This window comes from Pseudomonas frederiksbergensis (genome assembly GCF_003732705.1).
GTDB lineage: Bacteria > Pseudomonadota > Gammaproteobacteria > Pseudomonadales > Pseudomonadaceae > Aquipseudomonas > Aquipseudomonas frederiksbergensis_F.
Window position 1 is genome coordinate 1 of record NZ_MOBR01000027.1, and the last position, 24,888, is coordinate 24,888.

18 protein-coding genes are annotated in these 24,888 nt (G+C 59.8%); 12 read left to right on the top strand and 6 right to left on the bottom strand.

From position 1 onward, the window contains the following. Positions 1-75: 75 nt before the first annotated feature. The gene (locus BK667_RS23765) at positions 76-918 is read right to left on the bottom strand and encodes an alpha/beta fold hydrolase (RefSeq protein WP_123509102.1); all 843 of its coding nucleotides are present in this window, start codon (positions 916-918) and stop codon (positions 76-78) included. 354 nt (positions 919-1,272) lie between these two features. On the opposite strand from BK667_RS23765, the gene arfB reads away from it, so the two are divergent. Together arfB and BK667_RS23780 are read left to right on the top strand one after the other, a co-directional pair. Then, on the top strand, positions 1,273-1,686 hold the full coding sequence (arfB, locus tag BK667_RS23775) for an alternative ribosome rescue aminoacyl-tRNA hydrolase ArfB (protein ID WP_123599095.1): 414 nt from the start codon (positions 1,273-1,275) through the stop codon (positions 1,684-1,686). Between the two features lie 260 nt (positions 1,687-1,946). Further along, the gene (locus BK667_RS23780) at positions 1,947-3,281 is read left to right on the top strand and encodes a hypothetical protein (protein ID WP_123599096.1); all 1,335 of its coding nucleotides are present in this window, start codon (positions 1,947-1,949) and stop codon (positions 3,279-3,281) included. Between the two features lie 44 nt (positions 3,282-3,325). On the opposite strand, the gene BK667_RS23785 is transcribed toward BK667_RS23780, so the two are convergent. The 5 genes from BK667_RS23785 to phhA form a co-directional block, all read right to left on the bottom strand. Next, positions 3,326-4,525 carry an MFS transporter gene (locus tag BK667_RS23785; RefSeq protein ID WP_123599097.1) on the bottom strand — a complete coding sequence of 400 codons (1,200 nt, stop codon included), beginning with the start codon at positions 4,523-4,525 and terminating at the stop codon, positions 3,326-3,328. 103 nt (positions 4,526-4,628) lie between these two features. After that, entirely contained in the window at positions 4,629-4,811 is a 183-nt protein-coding gene (locus tag BK667_RS23790; protein ID WP_123599141.1) for a hypothetical protein, read from the bottom strand. Between the two features lie 484 nt (positions 4,812-5,295). Next, a complete protein-coding gene (locus BK667_RS23795) occupies positions 5,296-6,489 on the bottom strand; it encodes an amino acid aminotransferase (protein WP_123599098.1) in 1,194 nt (397 codons plus the stop codon). Further along, positions 6,489-6,845 carry a 4a-hydroxytetrahydrobiopterin dehydratase gene (locus BK667_RS23800; RefSeq protein WP_123509107.1) on the bottom strand — a complete coding sequence of 119 codons (357 nt, stop codon included), beginning with the start codon at positions 6,843-6,845 and terminating at the stop codon, positions 6,489-6,491. Before BK667_RS23800 ends, BK667_RS23795 begins: the two co-directional genes overlap by 1 nt. Positions 6,846-6,960: 115 nt before the next feature. After that, a complete protein-coding gene (gene phhA / locus BK667_RS23805; protein ID WP_123599099.1) occupies positions 6,961-7,752 on the bottom strand; it encodes a phenylalanine 4-monooxygenase in 792 nt (263 codons plus the stop codon). 405 nt (positions 7,753-8,157) lie between these two features. Between phhA and BK667_RS23815 the strand changes: the two genes are divergently transcribed. The 10 genes from BK667_RS23815 (at position 8,158) to BK667_RS23860 (ending at position 24,870) form a co-directional block, all read left to right on the top strand. Continuing rightward, on the top strand, positions 8,158-9,714 hold the full coding sequence (locus tag BK667_RS23815) for a sigma-54-dependent transcriptional regulator (protein WP_123599101.1): 1,557 nt from the start codon (positions 8,158-8,160) through the stop codon (positions 9,712-9,714). A 315-nt stretch (positions 9,715-10,029) separates the two neighbouring features. Continuing rightward, positions 10,030-10,770, top strand: coding sequence for a flagellar basal-body rod protein FlgF (gene flgF, locus BK667_RS23820; RefSeq protein ID WP_054615772.1), 741 nt, complete (start codon positions 10,030-10,032; stop codon positions 10,768-10,770). Between the two features lie 46 nt (positions 10,771-10,816). Further along, positions 10,817-11,602: a flagellar basal-body rod protein FlgG gene (gene flgG, locus BK667_RS23825; protein ID WP_054049256.1), complete on the top strand. Its 786-nt coding sequence runs from the start codon at positions 10,817-10,819 to the stop codon at positions 11,600-11,602. Positions 11,603-11,654: 52 nt separating this feature from the next. Continuing rightward, entirely contained in the window at positions 11,655-12,350 is a 696-nt protein-coding gene (flgH, locus tag BK667_RS23830) for a flagellar basal body L-ring protein FlgH (protein WP_123509110.1), read from the top strand. A 27-nt stretch (positions 12,351-12,377) separates the two neighbouring features. Continuing rightward, complete coding sequence (locus BK667_RS23835) at positions 12,378-13,466, top strand: flagellar basal body P-ring protein FlgI (RefSeq protein ID WP_054049260.1); 1,089 nt, start codon at positions 12,378-12,380, stop codon at positions 13,464-13,466. A gap of 14 nt (positions 13,467-13,480) precedes the next feature. Then, positions 13,481-14,776, top strand: a complete 1,296-nt coding sequence (flgJ, locus tag BK667_RS23840) for a flagellar assembly peptidoglycan hydrolase FlgJ (RefSeq protein WP_123599142.1) — start codon at positions 13,481-13,483, stop codon at positions 14,774-14,776. Positions 14,777-14,799: 23 nt separating this feature from the next. Next, positions 14,800-16,839 carry a flagellar hook-associated protein FlgK gene (gene flgK, locus BK667_RS23845; protein ID WP_123509111.1) on the top strand — a complete coding sequence of 680 codons (2,040 nt, stop codon included), beginning with the start codon at positions 14,800-14,802 and terminating at the stop codon, positions 16,837-16,839. Positions 16,840-16,852: 13 nt separating this feature from the next. Next, complete coding sequence (locus BK667_RS23850; protein WP_123599102.1) at positions 16,853-18,430, top strand: flagellar hook-associated protein 3; 1,578 nt, start codon at positions 16,853-16,855, stop codon at positions 18,428-18,430. Between the two features lie 114 nt (positions 18,431-18,544). Further along, positions 18,545-22,135 (top strand): glycosyltransferase, encoded by a 3,591-nt coding sequence (locus BK667_RS23855; protein WP_123599103.1) that lies wholly within the window; start codon positions 18,545-18,547, stop codon positions 22,133-22,135. A gap of 131 nt (positions 22,136-22,266) precedes the next feature. Then, positions 22,267-24,870: a beta strand repeat-containing protein gene (locus tag BK667_RS23860; protein WP_123599104.1), complete on the top strand. Its 2,604-nt coding sequence runs from the start codon at positions 22,267-22,269 to the stop codon at positions 24,868-24,870. Positions 24,871-24,888: the final 18 nt, after the last annotated feature.

Below are 24,888 nucleotides of genomic sequence, written 5' to 3' on the forward strand. Positions count from 1 at the left end.
AGCATTGATGTTGGAGGTGCCGACGCCTTCGCGGGCAAGCCTCGCTCCTACGAGTAGATTCGGTGCTGTCAGTGATTATTTTTCATCCAGAAAGCTCTGCACCGATGCATTGAAAAACGCCGGGTCCTGAATAAACGCGAAATGGCTGACATTCGGCAGGATCAACAGGCCGGCACCGGGAATGGCCGATGCCATGTATTCGGTGTGTTCGCGCTTGATCGCCTCGTCATGGTCGCCATCAACGATCAATACCGGGCTTTTGATTTTGGCCAGGTCTTCGGTGGTCCAGTTGGGCTGGCTCGCCCACATATGGCTGATTTGTTCGACGAACGCATCGTATTCCTTAGGTGTGGGCGACAGCTTCGCGTACTCCTTGCCGGCGCGTTCAATGTAGGCGGCGAAGGTCGGGTTCTTCTCGACGCCTTCCTTGACCCCCGATGTCTGAGTGTTGGCGGCGAAGGCGAACACTTTGCCGACGCGCTGCGGATAGCGCATGGCCAGATCCAGCCCGAGAATCGCGCCGTCACTCCAGCCCACGAAGTCGGCGCGCTCGATCTTCAGCTTGTCGAGTACCGCGATGACGTCGTCCGCCATCAGGTCATAGCCGAAAGGTCGCGCATCTCGCGAACTGCGACCATGGCCACGGCTGTCGAGGGTGATGACGGTGTGCTTTGCCGAGAGCGCCTTGACCTGATTGCCCCAGTAATCGGAGTTGGCCAGGCCACCATGAAGCAGCACCACGGGCGAGCCATGCCCGGTGATCGAGTAGAAAAGCTTGATGCCATTGACGTCGGCACGGCCGGTTTTGGCGCTGGTGATCGGGGCGGGGGTGGCCGGCAGTGTTTCCCAGCGCTCGGCGGCGTGAGCCGTGTTGAATGACATCAGCAAACAGAAAGCAGCGAGTAAGCGACGAGGCATGGGTCTCTCCGTTAAAAAGGCCTGATCGGCGTGATCCGGATTCTTTAGCGTAGAGCAAACCCCTGTGGGAGCGAGCCTGCTCGCGAAGGGGGCATTACATCCAGCATTGATTTCGACTGATACACCGCATTCGCGAACAGGCTCGCTCCCACATTGGGCTTGTGCCGAGCACGCCCTGCGCGATCACCACAAATCTCCTGTAGGAGCGAGGCTTGCCCGCGAAGAGGCCGGCACATTCAGCATGGGTGTTGGATGTGCCGACGCCTTCGCGGGCAAGCCTCGCTCCTACAGGGACTGCGTTCGTTCAGCGCATTCGCGGTATCCTGCACGTCCTGAACCCGGACGCTTTTTTCCATGCTGGTAATCTCCAACAACGTGCATCTGCCGGATGCCGAGATCGAATTGACCGCCATTCGTGCCCAGGGCGCGGGTGGGCAGAACGTCAACAAGGTCTCTAGCGCCATGCACTTGCGCTTCGACATTCCGGCTTCGTCCTTGCCCGAGTTCTACAAGGAGCGGTTGCTGGCGCTGCGCGACAGTCGCATCACCAGCGAAGGCGTGTTGATCATCAAGGCCCAGCAATACCGCACGCAGGAAGCCAACCGCGCCGATGCACTGGAGCGGTTGGTGGAGTTGATTCTTAGCGCCACCAAAGTCGAAAAGAAGCGCCGCCCGACCAAGCCAACCCTTGGTTCAAAGAAGCGACGGCTCGAATCGAAAACCAAGCGCGGCAGCATCAAGGCCGGGCGCGGTAAGGTGGATTTTTAGTATTCGATCATTGAATACAGTACTGATGGGATGCAATACATCGTCACTGCTTAAGAGCTTGCATATTGTTCGCTGAAATTCGTGTCCTCATTCCTATAAAGTCTAAAGAACTGTCAGATCTACCAGTCGACATAGTGTTGCCCGTTGCTTTTAATAATGCTGCAAGTTCGCTGTTTATCTGCGAAGTGTACTGATAATTAAGGAAGGGGTATTGCTCTGATTGTTAGGCACTTTCAATCATATTGTGTAGGGTGGCTATTATGACTGATTCATCGACTAAAAAGGCAGAAGTGGCAGATCGAGGGACTTTGGACTATGGGTTCGGAGTAGCCGGCAAAGTATACTTTTATGACAATGGGCCCGAGAGAAGTCCACTGCAGCCGCGAGCGGTTTGCGTACTGAAAAACGGAAAGATACTATGTACGGCAGTTTCTGAAGTCGCCGGCGATATATGGTTGATTATGCTGGACAGTTCTGGGGTGTTGGACCCTGAGTTTGGCAGGGGTGGAATGTCTAAAGTGAATATTTCTGACTACTTTCCGAACGTTTCTGGAGTTGATCCAAGCAGTGTTACAGTTGATGCAGAACGGAAGCGGATTATCCTGGGGTTTGAAGTGGTCACTAGATTTGAAACATACCCTGGGCTGGTTAGTTTCAGTTTGAAAGGCGATATTGACGTCGGCTTCGGCCAAAATGGCGTGATGGTTTATGATTTTTTTTCTCTTGCGCAAAAGAACGCTCAGAAAAGTTCGAGGAGCAATGTTGAAGATGCCGCTTTAGCTGATCAAGTATTGACCCCAACGCTTGGGCGATTCCCGGGAGGTATACATTTACTCGACGACGGCGGCGTGATGTTGCTTTTCACTCATCGGTGGTTCTCGTATTGGGAATTGACGGTATTGGCGAAAATAAAAGTCGACGGCGGTCTCGATGACTCTTGGGCAGACTCTGGATTTAGAGTCATTGAGCGGGACGGTCAACCTGTCGGGGCTGAAAGCCTGGTTTCACAAGGCGAAAAGTTTCTAGTTGCCGCTACGACTTCACTGACTTATCGACATGGATGGTTTATCACTCGATATGATAAAAATGGAGCGTTAGACAGAACATTTGCAGTTGATGGATATTTTGACGGATCGCCATCGATCAAGGCGGTGGTGTTGGATCGCCGCGCCAGGTCTGAGCTTTTCATTGTCGGTACGTCCGCAAATGCAGCTGAACAAACGTTGTTTCTCATGTTGCAGCGTCGTGGTATTGACGGCCAGGAAGATCATCACTTTGGGGAGGGTGGTTGGGGTGGAGCGATTGATGATATGGACTCCGCGCACACCAAGGTGTGGGCGGCCGCTTTGTATGACCCAGGCAATACCGTGGTTGTCGCAGGTTCGACACAAAGCAGCCGCTCTGGTTCTAATGTATTTATCGCCAGTCTTGAACAAGATATGGGCTGGGACGGAGCTTTTGGGAATGGCGGGAGAGCAGTTTTCGCTGGTGAGGGAATAGTTCACGGGCTCTCGGTCCAATCGGATCGAAAAGTTTTGTTTATTTACAAAATGGATAACTCTGCAGGGTCTGCGCTTGTGCGTTTGCATGGGTAGATATTTGCAAAGCGGGTTATTCAGCGTAATGACCCGCTTTTAAGTCATCGCTTATCATGCTCTTCGCGATACTTTGGTGCTTGCCGGTACAGGTAGACGCTCAAGGCCAGACCGCTAAGCGCGGCGAGGGCAGCAAACAGGAAGATCGAAGCAAAACCAAATCCTGCCGCAATGGCCCCGGCCAGCGGCCCGGTAATCCCCAGCGACAAATCGATAAACAACGAATACGCCCCCACCGCCGCACCACGACTGGATGCCGGCACCAGGTTGACCGCTTCCACGCCCAGCGCCGGGAACACCAGCGAGAAGCCGAAACCGCTCAACGCCGCACCGGCCAATGCCCAATGAGCGTCCGGCGCCATCCACAGCAGCAACAGCCCCAGGGTTTCCACCGACAAGCAGGCAATCGCCACGCGAAAGCCGCCGAGGCGGTTGATCAGGTTGCCGAACAGCAGTCGCGCACCAATGAAGCTGGCGCCGAACAGGCTCAGACAGAGCACCGCGTTCGACCAATGCTGCGTTGCGTAATACAGAGTGATGAAAGTGGCGATGGTGCCGAAACCGATGGAGCCCAGCGCCAGTCCGCAACCGTGGGGCAACACCCGGCCCAGCACATGCATGAACGGCAGGCGTTCACCGACGACAACCGGCGCGGCGGTTTTCGGCCAGGCCAGCGCCAGGCCCAGTACGGCCAGCAGCACAATGCTCACGCCCATGCTCCACAAGCCCATTTGGTTGACTAGCAGTACGCCGAGGGGGGCGCCGATGGCGATGGCGCCGTAACTGGCAATGCCATTCCAGGAAATCACCTTGGCGGTGTTCGCTGCGCCCACCCGGCCGATGCCCCAGCCGATCGAACCCGAGCCGACCAGGCTTTCCGCGCTGCCCAGCACCAGGCGGCCGATCAACAGACTGATCAGGCTGAGCATCGGCAGGCTTTGGGTCCACGCCGAAATCAGCATGAACACCCCACTCAAACCGCAGCCGGCGAGCCCGTACATCACCGCCAGTTTGCTGCCCTTGTTGTCGATGATGCGCCCGGCATAAGGCCGGCTGAGCAGGGTGGCCAGGTATTGCACGCTGATCACCAGCCCCGCGATGACCGCGCCGAAGCCCAGGTCGCTGTGGACGTAGCCCGGCAATACGGCCAGGGGAATGCCGATGTTGAGGTAGCCGATGAAGGTGAACAGGACGATGGAAACGACTTGCAGCGTGACCGCCAGGGGGCGCTGGTTTTCTGACATGGGTAAAAGTCCACGGGGCAGCAGGATAGATAGGCTGCTTATGATAGCGGCGCGAAGGGCTGGCGGTTGTGGAAAAGTAAAACTATTTGCCGTGCGGGGTGAATCAGGATTTGGCAGGGGTGACCAGTTGCGTGGTAACCAGGGCGGCGAGGGCGTTTTCTTCGCTGCCGAAGCGGGCCAGCAGGGCGGCTTGTTTTTCCGGGGAGAGGCGATTCCAGATCTCGATCATTTTCTCGGCGGTGCCGATCAGAACGCTGGCCTGGGTTTCAGAAAATTCATCGGTCATGGCGGGGTGCTCGGGGTTCAGGCGGTGTGGAAAGCGCATGTTAGCGCTTTCCACACGGTCTGGCATTGCAGGTGTTTCAGTCTTCGCTATCAGTCTTTCGACTGTCAGTGGCTTCTTTCGGCTCGGGCTGTTGGGCGCCGGCTTGTTGCGTGGTTGTCTGCTCAGTTTCGTGCAGGCTTGGGAAGGGGAGATTAGGGATCTCGTGCATGTTCGCGCTCCTCGCAAAGTCTGTTGATAGATCTGGTAGATCCGCGCTTTTAAAAAGCTTGGGCAGGATACAGCAGGAGAAATGACAAACAGACTTTTATATCCATTTGTTTCGACGAGCGGGATTGTCTAGACAGGTCATTAGCAGTGAGTGGTGCAGGCCCCTTGTGGGAGCGAGCCTGCTCGCGAAAGCACCGGCACATCCAACATCGATTTGACTGAAGGACCGCTTTCGCGAGCAGGCTCGCTCCCACAAGGGGTTACCAATGGCTGGGGGTTACTTGCAGACTTCTGCAATCGCCTCGGCCAACAGCGCCAGCCGCGTCGCATCAATCCCCGCCACGTTGGCCCGACCGGAGCTGACCATGTACACGCTGTGATGATCGCGCAGCTGTTTAACCTGGTCCGCCGTCAAACCGGTATAGGAAAACATCCCGCGTTGCACGCCAATGTGCGCAAAGCGCTCGCGCAAGCCGTGAGGCTCAAGGGCTTCCACCAAACCGCTACGCAGTTGCGCGATACGCAAACGCATGGCTTCGACTTCGTCGGCCCACAGGCTTTTCAGCTCCGGGTCGCCGAGGATGGTCGCCACGACCGCTGCGCCGTGATCCGGCGGTGTCGACCACAGGTTGCGGGCGATGTTGGCCAGTTGACTGCGGATATCCACCAACTTCTCGGCGGTTTTCGCGCAGACAATCAGCGCACCGGTGCGATCGCGGTACAGGCCGAAGTTCTTCGAGCAGGAACTGGTGATCAGCACTTCTGGCAACGCGTCGACAAATAGCCGGGTGGACCAGGCGTCCTGTTCCAGGCCATCACCGAAGCCTTGATAAGCGAAGTCGATCAGCGGCAACAACTCACGGCGGCGGACCACGTCGAGCACTCGGCGCCAATCGTCATGGGACAGATCGAAACCGGTCGGGTTGTGGCAGCAGGCGTGCAGCAACACCACGTCGCCCTTGGGCGCTTCGTTGAGCACTGCGAGCATGGCATCGACGTCGAGACGGTTGTCGCTGCCCACATACGGGTAGTGGCTGACCTTGAGCCCTGCGGTGGCGAAAATCGTTTCGTGGATCGGCCAGGTCGGGTTGCTCAACCAGACGCCACGGCCCGGCAGCATTTGCGCGATGAAGTCCGCGCTTAAGCGCAGCGCACCCGTGCCGCCCGGCGTTTGAGTGACACCGGCCCGTTGCTCTGCAATCAATGGTGAGTCGGCGCCGAGCACCAGTTCATTCATGACTTTGCCGAACGCCGGCTCGCCGTGACCACCGATGTAGGTCTTGGTGTTCTGGCGATCCACCAGCCGCGCCTCGGCGAGTTTTACCGCTTGCGGAATCGGCGTGAGGCCCTGGGCGTCTTTATAGACACCCACGCCAAGGTCGAATTTGCGCGGGTTGGGGTCCTGCGCATAGGCCTCCATCAGACCCAGAATCGGGTCGCCGGGTACTCGGCCGATGGCGTCGAAATGCATTATTTGCGGCCCTCGGCGTCCTTGGCTACGTCGTCGGTGCGTGCGGCCATGATGAAGTCGTTGCGGTGCAGGCCTTTGATGGAGTGGCTCCACCAAGTCACGGTGACTTTGCCCCACTCGGTCAGCAGGCCCGGGTGGTGACCTTCGGCCTCGGAGATTTCACCGACGGCGTTGGTGAATGCCAGGGCGTGTTTGAAATTCTTGAACAGGAAAACTTTTTCCAGCTGCATCACGCTGTCGCGCACTTCAATGTTCCAGTCAGGGATCTGCTTAATCAGTACCGGCAGTTCTTCGTCGCTGACCTGAGGGGCGCCAGCTTGGCAGGCTTCGCAGTGGGCTTGGTTCAAAGTGGACATGGTCTGTTTCCTGAATCGAGTGTTTTTTTATAGGGGCTATATCGGCCGTCAATGCCGTTACGCTAAACCAAAGTGGCGACGACTGACAGGCTCACCTGTCAGTAAAAGTCGCGGTTCACGCGGCCTTCGGTTTGGGTGGGAATTTCGGGGCGTGCAAGCCCAACTGCATGCCTTGCTTGACCATGGCCATGATGTCTTCATGGGCCACGTCGAACAGGCGCTTGAGGTTGGGCAGCACAAAGTACAGCGGCTGCAGGATGTCGATGCGATACGGCGTGCGCATGCATTCCAGCGGATCGAAAGTCTGATGCTCCGGTTCGTCCGACATGCAGTAAACGGTTTCTTTGGGCGAGGACAGGATGCCGCCGCCGTAAATGCGCAGGCCCTCCGACGTATCGACCATGCCGAACTCGATGGTCATCCAGTACAGGCGCGCCAGGTACACGCGCTCTTCCTTGGTGGCCTGTAGGCCGAGTTTGCCGTAGGTGTGGGTAAATTCAGCAAACCAGGGGTTGGTCAGCAGCGGGCAGTGGCCAAAGATCTCGTGGAAAATGTCCGGCTCTTGCAGGTAGTCCAGTTCTTCGCGGGTACGGATAAACGTCGCCACCGGAAACTGCTTGTTGGCGAGCAATTCGAAAAAGGTCTGGAAGGGGATCAGCGCCGGAACCCGGGCTACTTGCCAACCGGTGGTTTCACCGAGGACTTTGTTGATCTCACCCAGTTGCGGAATGCGGTCGTGGGGCAGACCGAGTTTTTCGATACCGTACAGGTATTCCTGGCACGCACGCCCTTCAATCACTTTCAGTTGACGAGTGATCAGCGTGTTCCACACCGCATGTTCTTCGGCGGGGTAGTCGATAAAACCTTGCGCATCGGGCTCGCGAGCCACGTATTGCGTCTGCTTCATGCTGCTCTCCTGCTAGGGGGAAGTCGTTCTTGTTATGTACAGCTATGGACCTAGAGATACCCCAAGGCGTGCGGTAGTGCAGCAGGTGGATTGGATCGCGTGTAGGAGAAATCCGTGGTTTTCGTAAAGTTTTCGTTACGGATTGGCAGGTGTGGCGCAGGTATTGAGTTTTTCGGGTTTGAAAAGGGCGGTGGGTGTCACATAATCTTGACGACTAACTTTGTGCCCTGTCAGAAAATTCCCTCCGCAGGCACCGCATTATCCCTGTGGGAGCGAGCCTGCTCGCGAAAGCGGTCTCCCGGTTAATAGAGATGTCGACTGATCCACCGCTTTCGCGAGCAGGCTCACTCCCACAGGTTGCGTTCCAGGCATCCACCACATTCACCGCTTTTTCAGGCCTTTTATATGCGTATCAAAGTCCATTGCCAAAACCGCATCGGCATCCTGCGCGACATCCTCAACCTGCTGGTGGAGTACGGGATCAACGTCGCCCGCGGTGAGGTCGGCGGTGAGCATGGCAATGCGATTTACCTGCATTGCCCGAACCTGATCAACATCCAGTTCCAGGCGTTGCGTCCGAAATTCGAGGCGATTGGCGGGGTATTCGGCGTCAAGCGGGTAGGGCTGATGCCCAGCGAGCGTCGGCACATGGAGCTCAATGCGCTGCTCGGCGCCCTGGAATTCCCGGTGCTGTCGATCGACATGGGCGGCTCCATCGTCGCGGCCAACCGGGCGGCGGCGCAGTTGCTTGGCGTACGCGTGGACGAGGTGCCGGGGATTCCCTTGTCCCGTTACGCCGAAGATTTCGATTTGCCTGAGTTGGTTCGTGCCAACAAGTCGCGGATCAACGGGCTGCGGGTGAAGGTCAAGGGCGACGTGTTTCTCGCCGACATCGCCCCGCTGCAATCGGAGCACGACGACAGCGAGGCCATGGCCGGCGCGGTACTGACGTTGCACCGGGCGGACCGGGTCGGTGAGCGCATTTACAACGTGCGCAAACAGGAATTGCGCGGTTTCGACAGCATATTCCAGAGTTCCAAAGTCATGGCGGCGGTGGTGCGCGAAGCCCGGCGCATGGCGCCGCTGGATGCGCCGCTATTGATAGAAGGCGAAACCGGCACTGGCAAAGAGCTGTTGGCCCGGGCCTGTCATCTGGCCAGTCCTCGCGGTCAGTCGCCGCTGATGGCGCTCAACTGCGCCGGTCTGCCGGAATCCATGGCCGAGACCGAGCTGTTCGGTTATGGCCCCGGCGCCTTCGAAGGCGCGCGGGCCGAAGGCAAGCTCGGGCTGCTGGAACTGACGGCTGGCGGCACGTTGTTTCTCGATGGTGTCGGGGAAATGAGCCCGCGCTTGCAGGTGAAATTGCTGCGCTTCTTGCAGGACGGTTGCTTCCGCCGTGTCGGCAGCGATGAAGAGGTTTACCTGGACGTGCGGGTGATCTGCGCGACCCAGGTCGACCTGTCCGAGTTGTGTGCACGCGGCGAGTTTCGCCAGGATTTGTATCACCGCTTGAATGTGCTGTCGTTGCACATCCCGCCGCTGCGCGAATGCCTCGACGGTTTGACGCCACTGGTGGAGCACTTCCTCGACCAGGCCAGTCGGCAGATCGGTTGCCCGTTGCCGAAACTGGCGCCGGCAGCGATGGAACGGCTCAGTCATTACCATTGGCCGGGCAATGTCCGGCAGTTGGAAAACGTGTTGTTCCAGGCGGTTTCGTTGTGCGAGGGCGGGACGGTCAAGGCCGAGCACATTCGTCTGCCGGACTACGGCGTGCGTCAGCCCCTTGGCGATTTTTCGCTGGAAGGTGGGTTGGATGCGATTGTTGGGCGCTTCGAGAAAGCGGTTTTGGAGCGGTTGTATTCGGAACATCCGAGCAGTCGGCAGTTGGGGAAACGGTTGGGGGTTTCGCATACGACCATTGCCAACAAATTGCGGGAGTACGATGTCGGCAAGGACACCTGACCGATCGTTCCCACGCTCTGCGTGGGAATGCCTCAATGGACGCTCTGCGTCCGCTCTTGGGACGCGGAGCGTCCCGGGCTGCATTCCCACGCAGAGCGTGGGAACGATCATGGGACGATCAGTCCGAGGTTTGCCGCGAAGCGGCATAACACCGCCGGTTTTTCGACTTCGACACAATCCCTCGATCCCCTCTAAACCCCTCAAGTCCTTTGTTTGCCGGGCCCGGCGCCGTCAGAAAAAAGTTGGTCTGCAAATTGCTTAAGGCTCAGAAGTACAGCAGTGGGCGGCAAACGTCCGGCATGCAGAGGAATGAGTGTGGACAAGTACCTTTATGTGGCAATGACCGGCGCCAGCCAGAATGCACTGGCGCAGAAGGCTCACGCGAACAACCTGGCGAACATCTCCACCAACGGTTTTCAGAAGGACCTGGAACAGGCCCGTTCGATGCCGGTGTTTGGTGACAGCTTTCCGGCGCGTGCCTTTGCCATGTCCGAACGTCCGGCCACTGACTTCTCGCCAGGTTCGATGGTGGAAACCGGCCGTGACCTCGACGTCGCTGTGACCGGTAATGGCTGGATCGCGGTGCAGAGCCCCGATGGCAGCGAAAGCTACGTGCGCACCGGCAGCCTGAACATTGACGCCCTCGGCGTGTTGCGGGCCGGCAATGGTATGCCGGTGATGGGCAATGGCGGGCCGATTGCCGTGCCGCCCGAGCAGAAAATCGAAGTGGGCGAGGACGGCACCATCTCTATCCGTTCGATGGGTGAAGGCCCGCGGGTGATGGCCGAAATCGACCGCATCAAACTGGTCAACCCTGACCTCAAGAACATGACCAAAGGCCTGGACGGTTCGATCCACACCAAGGACGGCAAGCCGGCGCAAGCCGATGCGGGCGTCAAACTGGTGTCCGGGTTCCTGGAGTCGAGCAACGTCAACGCCGTGGAAGAAATGACCTCGGTGCTGGCTTTGTCGAAGCAATTCGAGCTGCACATCAAAATGATGAACACCGCCAAAGACGATGACCAGGCCATGGCTCGGGTCTTGCAGATCAGCTAATTACCAGAACGTCGCGCCGTAAAACAGGCGCACGAGGAGAATCGAAATGCTTCCGGCTCTATGGGTTGCCAAAACAGGTCTGTCCGCCCAGGACACCAACCTGACCACCATTTCCAACAACCTGGCGAACGTATCGACCACGGGTTTCAAACGTGATCGCGCCGAGTTCCAGGACTTGCTGTACCAGATCAAACGCCAGCCTGGCGCCCAGTCGACCCAGGACAGCGAACTGCCGTCCGGTCTGCAATTGGGTACCGGTGTGCGCATCGTCGGCACCCAGAAAAACTTCTCCGCCGGCAGCCTGCAAACCACCGAGCAGCCGCTGGACCTGGCGGTCGACGGTCGCGGTTTCTTCCAGATTCTGCAACCGGACGGCACCACGTCCTACACCCGTGACGGCACTTTCCACCTCGATTCCAACGGCCAGATCGTGAACGCCAGCGGTTTCGCCCTGGAACCGGCCATCGTCATTCCGAACAACGCCCAGACTTTCACCGTCGGCACTGACGGCACGGTGTCCATCACCGTTCCCGGCAACCCGGCCTCCCAGGTGATCGGCAACCTGCAAACCGCCGACTTCATTAACCCGGCCGGTCTGCAAGCGGTGGGTAACAACTTGTTCCTGGAAACCGCCGCCAGCGGTGCGCCGCAAGTCGGTACGCCGGGCCTGAACGGTTTCGGCACCACGCTGCAGAACACCCTGGAAGGTTCCAACGTCAGCACCGTTGAAGAGATGGTCAACATGATCACCACTCAACGCGCCTACGAGATGAACTCCAAGGTGATCTCCACCGCCGACCAGATGCTCTCGTTCGTAACGCAGAATCTGTAATCAAGTCTATGGGGCGGCCATGCGGTCGCCAGCAACACCGTGAGGTAGGGTCATGAATCGCTTTGTATCTGTTGTGGCACTGAGTGGGGTGGTCGCGCTCGCGGGCTGCGTCGCGCCGACGCCTAAACCCAATGACCCTTACTACGCCCCGGTGTTGCCGCGAACGCCATTGCCGGCGGCCGCCAATAACGGCTCGATCTACCAGGCCGGTTTCGAACAGAACCTGTACAGCGACCGCAAGGCGTTCCGGGTTGGTGACATCATCACCATCACCCTGAACGAGAAAACCCAGGCCAGCAAAGGCGCCAACTCGCAGATCGACAAGACCAGCAAAACCGGCATCGGCCTGTCGTCGCTGTTCGGTGGTGGCTTGAGCACCAATAACCCGGTGGGCAGCGGTGACCTAAGCCTGGACGTCGGCTACAGCGGCGACCGTGCCACCAACGGCGCCAGCAAGTCCGGCCAGAGCAACAGCCTGACCGGTTCGATCACCGTGACCGTCGCCGACGTCTTGCCCAACGGCATCATTGCCGTGCGCGGCGAGAAGTGGATGACCCTCAACTCCGGTGATGAGCTGGTGCGGATTGCCGGTCTGGTTCGCGCCGATGACATCGCTACCGATAACACCGTGTCGTCGACCCGCGTCGCCGATGCACGTATCACCTATTCGGGCACCGGTGCGTTTGCCGATGCGAGTCAGCCAGGCTGGTTCGACCGTTTCTTCCTTAGCCCGCTGTTCCCTTTCTAGGTGGCTACGTTGAACTTCAGAAGTCTCATGGTCGCTGCCTTGTTGATGTCCGCAGCCTTCACCGCTCAAGCCGAGCGGTTGAAGGACATCGCCAGTATTTCCGGCGTGCGGTCCAACCAATTGATCGGTTACGGCCTGGTGGTCGGGCTTAACGGCACCGGTGACCAGACGACCCAGACCCCGTTCACCCTGCAGACTTTCAACAACATGCTCTCGCAGTTCGGCATCAAGGTGCCGCCGGGTTCGGGCAACGTGCAGTTGAAGAACGTCGCGGCGGTGTCGATCAGTGCGGATTTGCCGGCGTTTGCCAAGCCAGGTCAACAGGTCGATATCACGGTTTCCTCGATCGGTAACTCCAAGAGCCTGCGCGGCGGCACCTTGCTGCTGACGCCACTTAAAGGTATCGACGGCAACGTCTACGCCATCGCCCAGGGCAACCTGGTGGTCGGCGGTTTCGATGCTGAAGGTCGCGACGGTTCGAAGATCACCGTCAACGTTCCGTCAGCCGGTCGTATCCCTGGCGGTGCGTCGGTCGAGCGTTCGGTGCCGAGCGGTTTCAACCAGGGCAACAGCCTGACCCTGAACCTCAACCGTTCCGACTTCACCACCGCCAAGCGCGTGGTCGACAAGATCAACGACCTGCTCGGCCCGGGTGTGGCCCAGGCCATCGACGGCGGTTCGATCCGCGTCACCGCGCCACTGGATCCGAGCCAGCGAGTCGACTACCTGTCGATCCTCGAAAACCTTGAAGTCGATCCGGGCCAGGCGGTGGCGAAAGTCATCATCAACTCGCGCACCGGCACCATCGTGATCGGCCAGAACGTGAAAGTGTCCCCGGCCGCCGTGACCCACGGCAGCCTGACCGTGACCATCACCGAAGACCCGATCGTCAGCCAGCCCGGCCCTCTGTCCAACGGACAGACAGCGGTCGTGCCGCGCTCGCGGGTCAACGCCCAGCAAGAAGCCAAGCCCATGTTCAAGTTCGGCCCGGGCACCACCCTCGACGAGATCGTGCGTGCGGTGAACCAGGTCGGCGCGGCGCCAGGTGACTTGATGGCCATCCTTGAAGCACTCAAGCAGGCCGGCGCGTTGCAAGCCGACCTGATCGTGATCTGAGGACGACGACCATGGTGGACATGCGCAAAGGCGCGTTGGTCGGTACCGGCGATTCGGGTTCGTACTCGGACCTCAATCGCCTGAACCAACTCAAGGTCGGCGACAAGAACAGCGACGGCAACATGCGCAAGGTTGCGCAGGAATTCGAATCGCTGTTCATCGGTGAAATGCTCAAGTCCATGCGCTCGGCCACCGACGAGCTGGGCAAGGACAATCCGCTCAACACGCCGGCCGCCAAGCAATACCAGGAAATGTCCGATCAGCAAATGGCCGTTTCCATGTCCCGCGAAGGCGGTGGTATTGGTCTGGCCGATGTATTGATGCGCCAGATGTCGAAGAACAAACCCCTGGCGCCGGGTGAAGCGGCGGCCAATTCGGCGGCCAAGCAGGACGCGGCGAAAGCCAGGGCCGAGGCGATCACCACGCCCGTGGCTGCCGGTACAACGGCCACGAATGGCCCGTTGTCGCGCCTCAACGGCGAGCGTCCGTTGTGGGCTTCGCGCGGGGTCAAGGCACCGACGGCGACGGTCGCTCACAGCAATGACGTGGCGCTGCTCAATCAGCGGCGCCTGGCGCTGCCGCCGAAACTGGCGGACCGCTTGCTCGCCGGGTTGGTGCCGTCCACCGCGACTGCCGCCACCTCCCTGAAAAACCTGTTGCCTGAGCGCGCCACCGCCACGGCGACCGGTGCCGGTCCGCTGTACAACGGCGACTGGCTGCCGTCGCCAACGTCATCGGCGTCGAGCGGGCAGATGCAGATTTACGGTCGCGCGATGGCGCAGATTCCTCTCGCGCCGGCGAAGAAAGCCTTCAGTTCCGCCGACGAATTCGTCAACACCATGCTGCCGATGGCCAAGGAAGCTGCCGACCGCATCGGCGTCGATCCGCGTTACCTGGTGGCCCAGGCCGCGCTCGAAACCGGTTGGGGCAAATCGGTCATGCGCGCCCAGGATGGCAGCAGCAGCCACAACCTGTTCGGCATCAAGACCGGCAGCAGTTGGAAGGGCGATTCGGCGCGGGCGATCACCAGCGAATTCAGGGATGGCGCGATGGTCAAGGAGACGGCCGAGTTTCGCTCCTATGCCTCTTACAAGGACAGCTTCCATGACCTGGTGACGTTGCTGCAATCCAATAATCGCTATCAAGATGTCGTGAAGTCGGCCGATAACCCAGAACAGTTTGTGCGCGAGTTGCAAAAGGCCGGTTATGCAACCGACCCGAACTACGCCAGCAAGATTTCGCAGATAGCCAAGCAGATGACGAGTTACCAAAACTACGCTGCGGCGGGCGCTTCCACCACGCCTCTATAGGCACAAGGCATAAGGTCTGAACCATGAGTTTGCTCAATATCGGGATGTCGGGTCTGGCGGCTAGCCAATCCTCCCTGGCTGTGACAGGCAACAACATTGCCAACGTCGACACCGCCGGTTATTCGCGTCAGCAAACCGTGCAGGGCACCAAGGCCTCGCAGCAATACGGCAACGTCTTCATCGGCACCGGTACGACCCTGGCCGACGTGCGCCGGGTGTACAACTCCTACCTCGATTCGCAGTTGCGCACCGCGACTTCGCTCAACAGCGAATCCGCTTCGTACCTGGCCCAGGCCACGCCGCTGGACGCCTCGCTGTCCGACACCAACACCGGCCTGACCGGCGTGTTGCAGAAATTCTTTACCTCGATGCAAGGCGTCTCGACCTCGGCAACCGACGACACGTCGCGCCAAGGCGTACTGACCGGCGCCCAGGCGTTGAGCGCCCGCTTCAACGCCCTTGCCAAGCAGTTGAACGACCAGAACACCACCGTCAATGGCAGCCTGGCGGACATGGCGGCCCAGGTGAACAAACTGGCCACCTCGATTGCCAACCTGAACCAGAAGATCGGCGAAATCTCCACCAGCGGCGGCCAGCCGAACGACCTGCTCGACACCCGTAACGAAGCCGTGCGCCAACTGTCCGAGATGGTCGGTGCGCAGGTCGTCGAGCGCGGCACCAGCTACGACATCTATGTCGGCAGCGGCCAACCATTGGTGATGGGCAACACCACCAACACATTGGAAACCGTGCCGAGCAAGGACGATCCGTCGCGCATGGGCCTGCAGATGAACCGCGGCTCCAGCACCATCGACATCACGTCCGTGGTGACCGGCGGCGAAATCGGTGGTTTGCTCACTTACCGCAAGGAAGTGCTCGACCCGTCGCTCAACGAACTGGGGCGTGTGGCCTTGGTGGTAGCTGACCAGATGAACAGTCAGCAGGCGCAAGGCATCGACAAGAACGGCGATTTCGGCGCGGCGATTTTCAACAACATCAACAGCGCCGCCCTGATCAGCCAGCGCAGCATTGGCCAGTCGGGCAACAGCGCCGGCTCGGGCAACCTGGATGTCACCATCAAGGACACCGGCAAGCTGACCACCAGCGACTATCAAGTGACGTTCACCAGCGCCACGGACTACAGCGTCAAGCGTTCTGATGGCACCGACATGGGCGCCTTCAGCACCTTGACCACGCCGCCACCGGTGATTGACGGCTTCAGTCTGTCGCTGAACGGCGGTGCGTTGAGCGCCGGCGACAGCTTCAAGGTGACCCCGACTCGCGGTGCCGCAGCGAGCATCCAGACGGTATTGAGCGACCCGAAAAAAATCGCGGCGGCCGCTCCGCTGACCGGCGTGGCCAGCTCCAAGGCCACCGGCACCTACACCCAGCCGACGCTGAGCAGCACCATCGATATCTACAACTCGGCGAACCAGGCCGACATGCAGACCGGGCTCAAGTACTCGACGCCGGTCAAGATCACGTTCGGTGCCCCAAGCGGTGGCAGCCAGACCTATAACATGACCGACGCCCAAGGTAATCCGCTGGGCAGCGGCACCATTGTTCCGGGCCAGAGCAATACCCTGAACCTGAAAGTACCGATGGTCGATGGCAGCGGCAATCCGATCCTGGGCGGTACGCCGCCCGTTCAGAAAACCTTCACCGTGCAGACTACCGTGAGCGGTTCGCCGAGCAACGGCGAAAGCTTCAGCATGTCCCTGACCGGCGCGGCGTCCTCGGACAACCGCAACGCCCAGGCGCTGGTCGGCCTGCAAACCAAACAGACCGTAGACACCGGTTCGGCGAGCAAGGGCATCAGCCTGACCGACGCCTATAACACCCTGGTGACCAACGTCGGTTCCAAAGCAGCGCAGGGCAAGTCCGACAGCGCCGCCACCACGGCGATCCTGACCCAGGCCAAAGGCGCCCGGGATTCGCTGTCCGGGGTCGACCTGGATGAAGAAACCGGCAACCTGGTCAAATACCAGCAGTACTACACCGCCTCTTCGCAGATCATCAAAGCTGCGCAGGAAACTTTCAGCACGCTGATCAACAGCCTTTAAGGAGTCGTAATTCATGCGCATTTCTACCGCCCAGTATTACGAGACAACCGCTGCCAACTATCAGCGCAACTTCAACAAGGCTATTGCCACCAGCGCTGAAGCCAGCAGCCTGACGCGCGTCAACACCGCCGCCGATGATCCGCTCGGTGCCGGTCGTTTGCTGCAGTTGGGTCAGCAGAGCGCGATGCTGGATCAGTACAACAGCAACATCAGTTCGACCAAGAGCTCGCTGAGTCTGCAGGAAACCACCCTGGACTCCATCGGCACCGCGTTGCAGCGCGCCAAGGAAATCGCCCTCAGTGCCAACAACGGCATTGCCACCGACGATGACCGTAAAGCCTATGCGGCGGAATTGGGCCAGATCCAGCAACAAGTGCTGGGCCTGATGAACTCCAAGGATTCGTCCGGCAGTTACCTGTTCTCCGGTTCGAAAACCGACACCCCGCCGTACTCGCAAAATTCCGACGGCACCTACACCTACAACGGTGACCAGACCAGCATCAACCTGGGCATTGGCGACGGCTTGACCGTGGCCAGCAACACCACCGGCTGGGACGCGTTCCAGCAGACCATCAACACCAGTCGCACCAAGGCCACCATGACCGCTCCGGCGGTGGATGATGGTCGTGTGGTCCTGTCCAACGGCCAGGTGACCAACAGCGCAACCTACGATTCCAAATTCGCCGCCGGCCAGCCGTACACCGTCACCTTCCTGAGCAGCACTCAGTTGAAGATCACCGACGGGCTGGGCAACGATGTGACGATCGAGGCCAGCCAGAACGGCGCGTTCAGCAACAGCAACGGCGCCAACCAGGTGGTCAACTTCCGCGGCGTCGACCTGAACCTGAACATCAACCTCAAGTCGGGCGACGTGCCGGACACGGTCATCGCCGGGCACACCTTCCAGTTGACGGCCAATCCAGATTCCATCGGCGCGGTACGCAGCGCTGGCAACCCGTCCACCGCTGTTATCACCGGTTCCTCCGTGACCAACCCGGCGGCCTACAACGCGGCGTTCCCGTCGGGCGGTGCGGTGCTCAAGTTCACCAGCGCCACTGCGTTCGATTTGTACGCGGCGCCAGTGACCGCCGACAGCCGTCCGGTATCATCGGGCGCTGTTGTGGCCGGTCCTCCCGCCACGGCCACTGCGGCAGGCGTGACGTTCTCCCTGGGCGGCGGCGCACCGGCTGCCGGCGACCAGTTCGCCATACAGCCCAATGATCACCAGACCCAGAACGTGCTCGACACCCTGGGCAAGATGATCACGGCGATGAACTCGCCAGTCGACGGCAACACCGTGGCCAAGCAGCAATTTCAGGCCGCCATGGATTCGGGGATTGCGAACCTGGCCAGCGCCAGCGATCAGTTGGGCTCGGCCGTCACGTCGATCGGTGCCCGCGGTCAGACGCTGGATGACCAAACCACGACCAATCAGAGCCTGAGCCTGGCGAACACCGCCACCCAGGGCTCGATTCGCGACTCCGATCCTGCCGAAGTGATGACACGCCTGACCCTGCAACAGACCATGCTGCAAGCCGCGCAACTGGCATTCAGCAAGATCACGTCGCTGGGCCTGTTCAACAAGATCTGACGGTAGCCGGGCGCGCAAGCACCCGGTGACCTGACTGCCCCATCTCTACTGTCTTTTTCCGCGGTTCAAAGGGCTCGCTTTTCTGGGCGAGCTCGCGCCGCCTGCGAGTCCGCCGTGAATTCACTCCCTCTTGTCAGCCTTGTCATTCCTGCCTTCAATCCGCGCTTTTTCAGTCGGGCGTTGCACAGTGCCGTGACTCAGAGCTATGGCAATCTCGAAATCATTGTGTGCGACGACAGTCGTGGTACTGAAATCGAAGAGGCGGTGATCTCGGTGTCCGGGCAAACCGGGGTTGCCGTGCACTACGTGCGCAATCCGCGGACTCTGGGGATGGTCGGGAACCTGCAGGCTTGTCTGGCAGAAGCGCAGGGTGAGTTCATAAAGTTTCTGTGCGATGACGATCATCTGTTTGGCGCCTGCATCGAGCAGCAGGCGCATGAGTTGATGTCCCGTGAAGAGGTGAGCCTGGTACTGGCCCAGCGTTTGTTCTGGGACGCTGACGACATGATCTTGCCTGGGCGCCTGGAAAACACTTCGCTGTCTCCGGTGAGCGGTTTGTTCAAGGGCGATGACTTGCTGGGGATTTTCGAGAATTTCCCGGTCAACATCCTCGGTGGTTTCAGCAATGCGCTGTTCCGTCGGGCGGACGTGCTGGAATTGCTGCCCGCCCTGACCGAGGCGGGCTTTGTGGCGACCCTCGATTTTGCTTTGTACGTGTGCCTGTTGCGGCGCGGCAATATGGTGATGTCCAATAACGTGCTCAGTGTCGAGCGCCTTTACCCGGAGCGCTTGAGTGTCCAGCAGGCGATGAAGGACGCGGTGGAGGTCGAGCGCGAATGGTTGTTGCAGATGCTCAAGGCCCGCAGCGGTGAATCAGCCCCGGCACCGGGTTGGGTGCGCTATCTGCCGTTGACCCGGACCGAAGAATCGCCCCGGGTCTGGGAAGAACTGCCCCTGAGTCGAACCCTGGGCACCAAGCAAAGTGCCCAGGAATGGCTGGTCGGCATTGCCAGCACCAGTTTTAGCGAACTTTATGTGCAGTGGCTGGCGTGCCGCGTCCTCAACGAGGGCCAGCGCCTGCTCCTGGCCGACACCATTGCCGGCTGGTCCCACACACCGAAAATCGTACCGGTCATCATCGATGAACTCGGTAGCCGTTCTGCGCTGGATCTGACGTTGCAATCGCTCGCCGCCCAAGACTACGCGCCCGAGTTGACCTTGGTGTTCTCCGCTTCGTGTACCGAAGCCGCGCTGGAGGAACGGGTGTTCCGTTTGCCGTTGCAAGTGGACTGGCTAGCGCAGGTCAATGAACTGTTGCCGCAGTTGCAGGGCGCAGACTGGTTCTACCTGTTGCGTGCCGGTGATCGCCTGGTGGCGCCGGCCTTGCTGACCATGGCCGAGCGGATTGTCCTCTCGCCCGCGCTGACGTGCCTGTACAGCGATGAAGGCAGCTTGCGTCAGGGGGAGTCGGCCGAGCCCGCGTTCAAGCCTGACTTCAACCTCGACCTGCTGCGCAGCTACCCCTACGTGGGCCGCGCTTTGGCCTTCGAGCGCGAACGTTTCCTGGCCCTGGGCGGTTTCGATTCGGCTCACGGCGAATTGGCGCCGCACGATGTGCTCTGGCGGCTGGTCGAGCAGGACGGCACCCAAGTGGTCGGGCACATCGCCGAAGTGCTGGTGGAATCGACTTTTGACCTGGCCAAGTGGCTGGCGCACCCGGACGTGGTGGACAACAGCCCGTTGCTGCTGGATGCACACTTGCAGCGACTGGGCGTGGCCTATGAAAACCGCAGCGCCAGCGGCGAATTGATCAACCGTGTCGACTATCAGCACGGGGTTCGGCCATTGGTGTCGATCATCATTGCCAGCAAAGACCAAGCCGTCGCTGTGCAGCGTTGTGTCGAGAGCCTGCTGGAGAAAACCGTCTACAGCGATTACGAATTGTTGTTGGTCGACAATGGCAGCGAAAGTGCCGATGCCCGCGCCTGGCTGGCCGGCATGGCAGGCTTGGGCAGCGAGCGGATTCGCGTGTTGCCGTATCCGCAACAGGGCAATGTCGCGGCGCTACACAACTTCGCGGTGAAGCAGGCGGTTGGCGACTACGTCCTGATGCTCAACCCGTACACGGTGATCACCCAGGGCGACTGGCTGGATGAGTTGCTCAATCACGCTCAGCGCCCGGAAGTCGGCGTGGTCGGGGCCAAGTTGTTCAATCCGGATGGCCGGGTGTTGCATGCGGGCCTGATCCTCGGCTTGCAAGGGCCGGCCGGCGTACCGTTTTACGGCGAGTCCTTGCAGGCGCCGGGTTACATGTTTCGCTTGCAGGTCGCGCACAACCTGAGTGCAGTCGGCGGCGATTGCCTGATGGTGCGCAAGTCGGTATTTGAAGCGGTCGGTGGGCTAGACGAGCAACACCTCGCGCATTCCCTCAATGAAGTGGATTTGTGCCTGCGCATCGGCCAGAACGGTTACCTGGTGGTGTGGACGCCCTATGCCCGACTGGCCCTGGGCGCACGTCCGGTGGTGCCCGCGCAGGACGGCGAGCAGGCGTTGCGCAGCCAGGAACAGGAAGTGTTCTACAAACGTTGGCTGCCGGTTATCGCCCGTGACCCGGCCTACAACATCAACCTGTCATTGCAGGGGCTGGGTGGTTCGAGCTTCAGCCTTGAGCCGGGTTTGCGCACCGGATGGAGCCCTTTTTCCCAGGCGCAATTGCCGAAGATCCTCGCGGTGCCGATCAACGCCTCCGCGATCGGGCATTACCGCGTGACCCAGCCGATGATCGAGCTGGAAGCCGCGGGCCGGGCCGAAGGGCGCATTCACTACAACATGCCGTCGATGATTGAGATCGAGCGCCAGTCGCCTGACGTGATCATCCTGCAGGGGCGTTACTCCGAAGGCACGATCAACGAAATCGTACCGCTACAAACCTACTCCAATGCCCGGCGAATCTACGAGCTGGACGACTACGTCATTCACGTTCCCCATCGCAACGCGCATATCCGCAATATGCCGAACAAGGATGAAATGGAGCGCCTGGTGCGCCGCGCCATTGGTATGTGCGACCGCGTGGTGGTCTCCACCGAAGCCTTGGGTAATGCGCTGTCGGACATGCATCAGGACATTCGCGTAGTGCCGAACATGCTGTCCCGGCACCTGTGGAATGACATGCGCAGCCAGCGCCGCACCTCGAAAAAACCCCGGGTCGGCTGGGGCGGCGGCACCAGTCACCACGGTGATCTGGCCGTCATTGCCGAGGTGGTCCGCGAGTTGGCCAACGAAGTCGATTGGGTGTTCTTCGGCATGTGCCCGGATGATTTGCGCCCGTACATGCATGAGTTCCACGGCGTGATCGGGCTGGATGTCTATCCGGCGAAACTGGCCAGCCTGAACCTCGACCTCGCGTTGGCACCGCTTGAGTTCCACATTTTCAACGACTGCAAGAGCAACCTGCGCCTGCTGGAATACGGCGCGTGCGGCTACCCGGTGATCTGCACCGACACCGAGGCCTATCGCGGGTATCTACCGTGCACCCGGATCAAGACCAACAGCACCGACGAGTGGCTGCAAGCCATCCGCATGCACCTGGCCGACCCGGACGCCAGCTACCGCATGGGCGATGAATTGCGTGAAATCGTCCTGCGCGACTACGTGTTGCGTGGCGATAACCTGCGCTACTGGGAGAACGGTTGGTTGGCGGACTGATTGTCATGCCCCTCCAAAAAAACAGGCGACGTTGAGTCGCCTTTTTTTTGCCCGACATTCAAGCATCCGGTTCCAGTGGCCGATAGTTGCCCAAGGATTTGGTTTTTTCACACCACGGCAAGGAAGAAGACATGGCAGTTATTAACGGAACAAACGGCACGGATACGCTGATCGGTACGAATGAGGATGACGTGATCAATGGACGGCGCGGCGATGACGTCCTGATTGGCGGCGCTGGTGCGGACACGCTCGACGGTGGCGCCGGATTTGATACGGCGGATTATTCCTGGTCCTCCGCCGGGATCAGCATCGACCTGCGCAGCGGCGTCAGCCAGCCCGGGACCGGCGGCGATGCCGAAGGCGACACGCTGAGGAATATCGAGAAGGTCATTGGCAGTGAATTCGATGACACCTTCACCACGACGCTAGCCGGCCGAACCCTCGAAGGCGGGCGCGGCAACGACACCTACATCGTCAATGCCGGCGGCACGAACATCATTGAAGAGAGCGGTTGGGCGGGTGGTTACGACGATCAGGTCCTGACCAACCAGAGCCACTACACACTGGATGCCAACATCGAACGCCTGACCTACACCGGCACCGGCAAATTCACCGGTTACGGCAATGCCAGCGATAACGTGATCACCGGCGGTGCCGGCAACGATGTGCTGCTGGGTGGCGGCGGGGCTGACCACTTGATCGGCGGCGCAGGGTGGGACACCGCGAGCTACACCGACAGCACCGAGGGCCTGACTTTCGATCTGAAGTACGGCTCCAACACCTCCGGCATTGCCGTCGGCGACACCTTCACCGAAATCGAAGCGATCCGTGGCTCGAACCACGACGACGTGTTTATGAACGTTGGAAATTTCAAGGCCCTGGACGGTGCCGGTGGTTTTGACACGGTGGACTACTCGATGTCGGAAGCGGGGGTCACCCTCGACATCCGCAATGGCACGAGCAAGCCCGGGATTGGCGGTGATGCCGAAGGCGTTACGCTGAAAAACATCGAGCACATCGTAGGCACCATCTGGGGCGACACCTACGTGGTCAACACGCCTGGCGTCACGATTTCCGAGCAGGGCTTCGGGTCAGGCATCGATGAGATCCGTACCGGACTGACCTCTTACACCTTGGACGCCAATATTGAGTCGCTGACCTACACCGGGAAGGGCTCGTTCACCGGTTACGGCAATGCCGGCGACAACACCATCATCGGCGGCACCGGTAACGATGTGCTGGTGGGCGGGGAGGGCGCGGACCACTTGATCGGCGGCGCCGGCCTGGACACTGCGAGCTACGCCGACAGCACCGAGGGTGTAACGGTTGATCTGATCTCCGGGCAACTGAACACTGGCGTGGCGGTGGGTGATACCTACGCCGGTATCGAGCTGATCCTGGGTTCGAACTTCGATGACTTTTTCCGAGCCAATGACTTGCCGATCGGCTTCGATGGCGGGGCCGGTTTCGATACCGTGGATTACTCCTGGTCCAATGGCGCGGTGAACATCGATATTCGCGAAGGTGTCGGCATGCCCGGGGTTGGCAACGGAACTGAAGGCGACACCCTGGCCAATGTGGAAAAAGTCATTGGTTCGTTCGACGCCGACACTTTCACCAGCTCCATCGGCGGCGTGACGTTCGAAGGTGGCCGGGGCAACGACATCTACAACATCAACGCCGAGGGCGTGAAAATCATCGAAGAGGATTTCCTCGGTGGTTACGATGAAGTACGCACGAGCCTCGCAGTGACGCACTTGGACTCGTTCATCGAAAAGATGACCTACACCGGCACCGGCGACTTCACCGGTTTTGGCAATGACCTGGAGAACACCCTCACGGGCGGCGCGGGTAACGACCTGCTGTTTGGCGGCGGAGGCCCGGACCTTTTCATTGGTGGCGAAGGCGTGGATACCGTCAGCTATGCCGACAGCGAGGCGGGGGTCAGCATTGATCTGCAGGCGCGGCAGAATTCCGGTATCGCCGAAGGTGACCATTATTGGGATATTGAGATCCTGCGTGGCAGTCACTTCAACGACACGCTGACAGGTAACAGCCTGGCAAGTAATTACTTTGAAGGCGGTCTGGGCGATGACGTCATCCAGGGTGGCTGGGCCGCCGATCACCTTTATGGTGGTTTGGGGCCGGTAAACGGGTCTTCGAACGAGATCGATACGGGCAATGTTGCCCAGGCCGACATGCTGTATGGCGGCGCAGGCGACGACATCATTGTCACCGCTGTAAACGATCGGGGCAGCGTTGCCTATGGCGACGGTGGTAATGACCACATCACCGTGGCCCACGGCACTGCCGACGGTGGTGGAGACGATGATGTGTTGACCGGCACCGCTGACAGCTACGTGTTGCTGGGCGATATTGGCTTCGATCAGTTGATCATGAACGCCAGCGGCTTTGCCAATGGCGGGGATAATGACGACACCTACATCGTCAACACCAGCGACCTGGTGACGATCCGTGATGACGGCCATGACATGTTCGGCAATGACACGCTGATCCTGAACAACGTCGCCACCGCTGCCGACCTGAGCGTCATGCGGGTTGGCGATGATCTCTACCTCAGCAACGTCAACCCTGCGTCGGGAGCGATTCCGGATAACGGCGTGAAGCTCCAGGATTGGTTCGCCGGTTTCGCCACCATCGAACACATCCAGACCGCTGACGGTCAGGCTTTCAACCTGCCGACCGGCGCGGATGGGTTTGCCATGTTCGGCTAATCCCATGATCTTCGATTA

Coding starts and splice junctions, on each gene's coding strand:
- BK667_RS23765 (WP_123509102.1), bottom strand. CDS start 918: ATGCCTCGTCGCTTACTCGCTGCTTTCTGTTTGCTGATGTCATTCAAC.
- arfB (WP_123599095.1), top strand. CDS start 1,273: ATGCTGGTAATCTCCAACAACGTGCATCTGCCGGATGCCGAGATCGAA.
- BK667_RS23780 (WP_123599096.1), top strand. CDS start 1,947: ATGACTGATTCATCGACTAAAAAGGCAGAAGTGGCAGATCGAGGGACT.
- BK667_RS23785 (WP_123599097.1), bottom strand. CDS start 4,525: ATGTCAGAAAACCAGCGCCCCCTGGCGGTCACGCTGCAAGTCGTTTCC.
- BK667_RS23790 (WP_123599141.1), bottom strand. CDS start 4,811: ATGACCGATGAATTTTCTGAAACCCAGGCCAGCGTTCTGATCGGCACC.
- BK667_RS23795 (WP_123599098.1), bottom strand. CDS start 6,489: ATGCATTTCGACGCCATCGGCCGAGTACCCGGCGACCCGATTCTGGGT.
- BK667_RS23800 (WP_123509107.1), bottom strand. CDS start 6,845: ATGTCCACTTTGAACCAAGCCCACTGCGAAGCCTGCCAAGCTGGCGCC.
- phhA (WP_123599099.1), bottom strand. CDS start 7,752: ATGAAGCAGACGCAATACGTGGCTCGCGAGCCCGATGCGCAAGGTTTT.
- BK667_RS23815 (WP_123599101.1), top strand. CDS start 8,158: ATGCGTATCAAAGTCCATTGCCAAAACCGCATCGGCATCCTGCGCGAC.
- flgG (WP_054049256.1), top strand. CDS start 10,817: ATGCTTCCGGCTCTATGGGTTGCCAAAACAGGTCTGTCCGCCCAGGAC.
- flgH (WP_123509110.1), top strand. CDS start 11,655: ATGAATCGCTTTGTATCTGTTGTGGCACTGAGTGGGGTGGTCGCGCTC.
- BK667_RS23835 (WP_054049260.1), top strand. CDS start 12,378: ATGGTCGCTGCCTTGTTGATGTCCGCAGCCTTCACCGCTCAAGCCGAG.
- flgK (WP_123509111.1), top strand. CDS start 14,800: ATGAGTTTGCTCAATATCGGGATGTCGGGTCTGGCGGCTAGCCAATCC.
- BK667_RS23850 (WP_123599102.1), top strand. CDS start 16,853: ATGCGCATTTCTACCGCCCAGTATTACGAGACAACCGCTGCCAACTAT.
- BK667_RS23860 (WP_123599104.1), top strand. CDS start 22,267: ATGGCAGTTATTAACGGAACAAACGGCACGGATACGCTGATCGGTACG.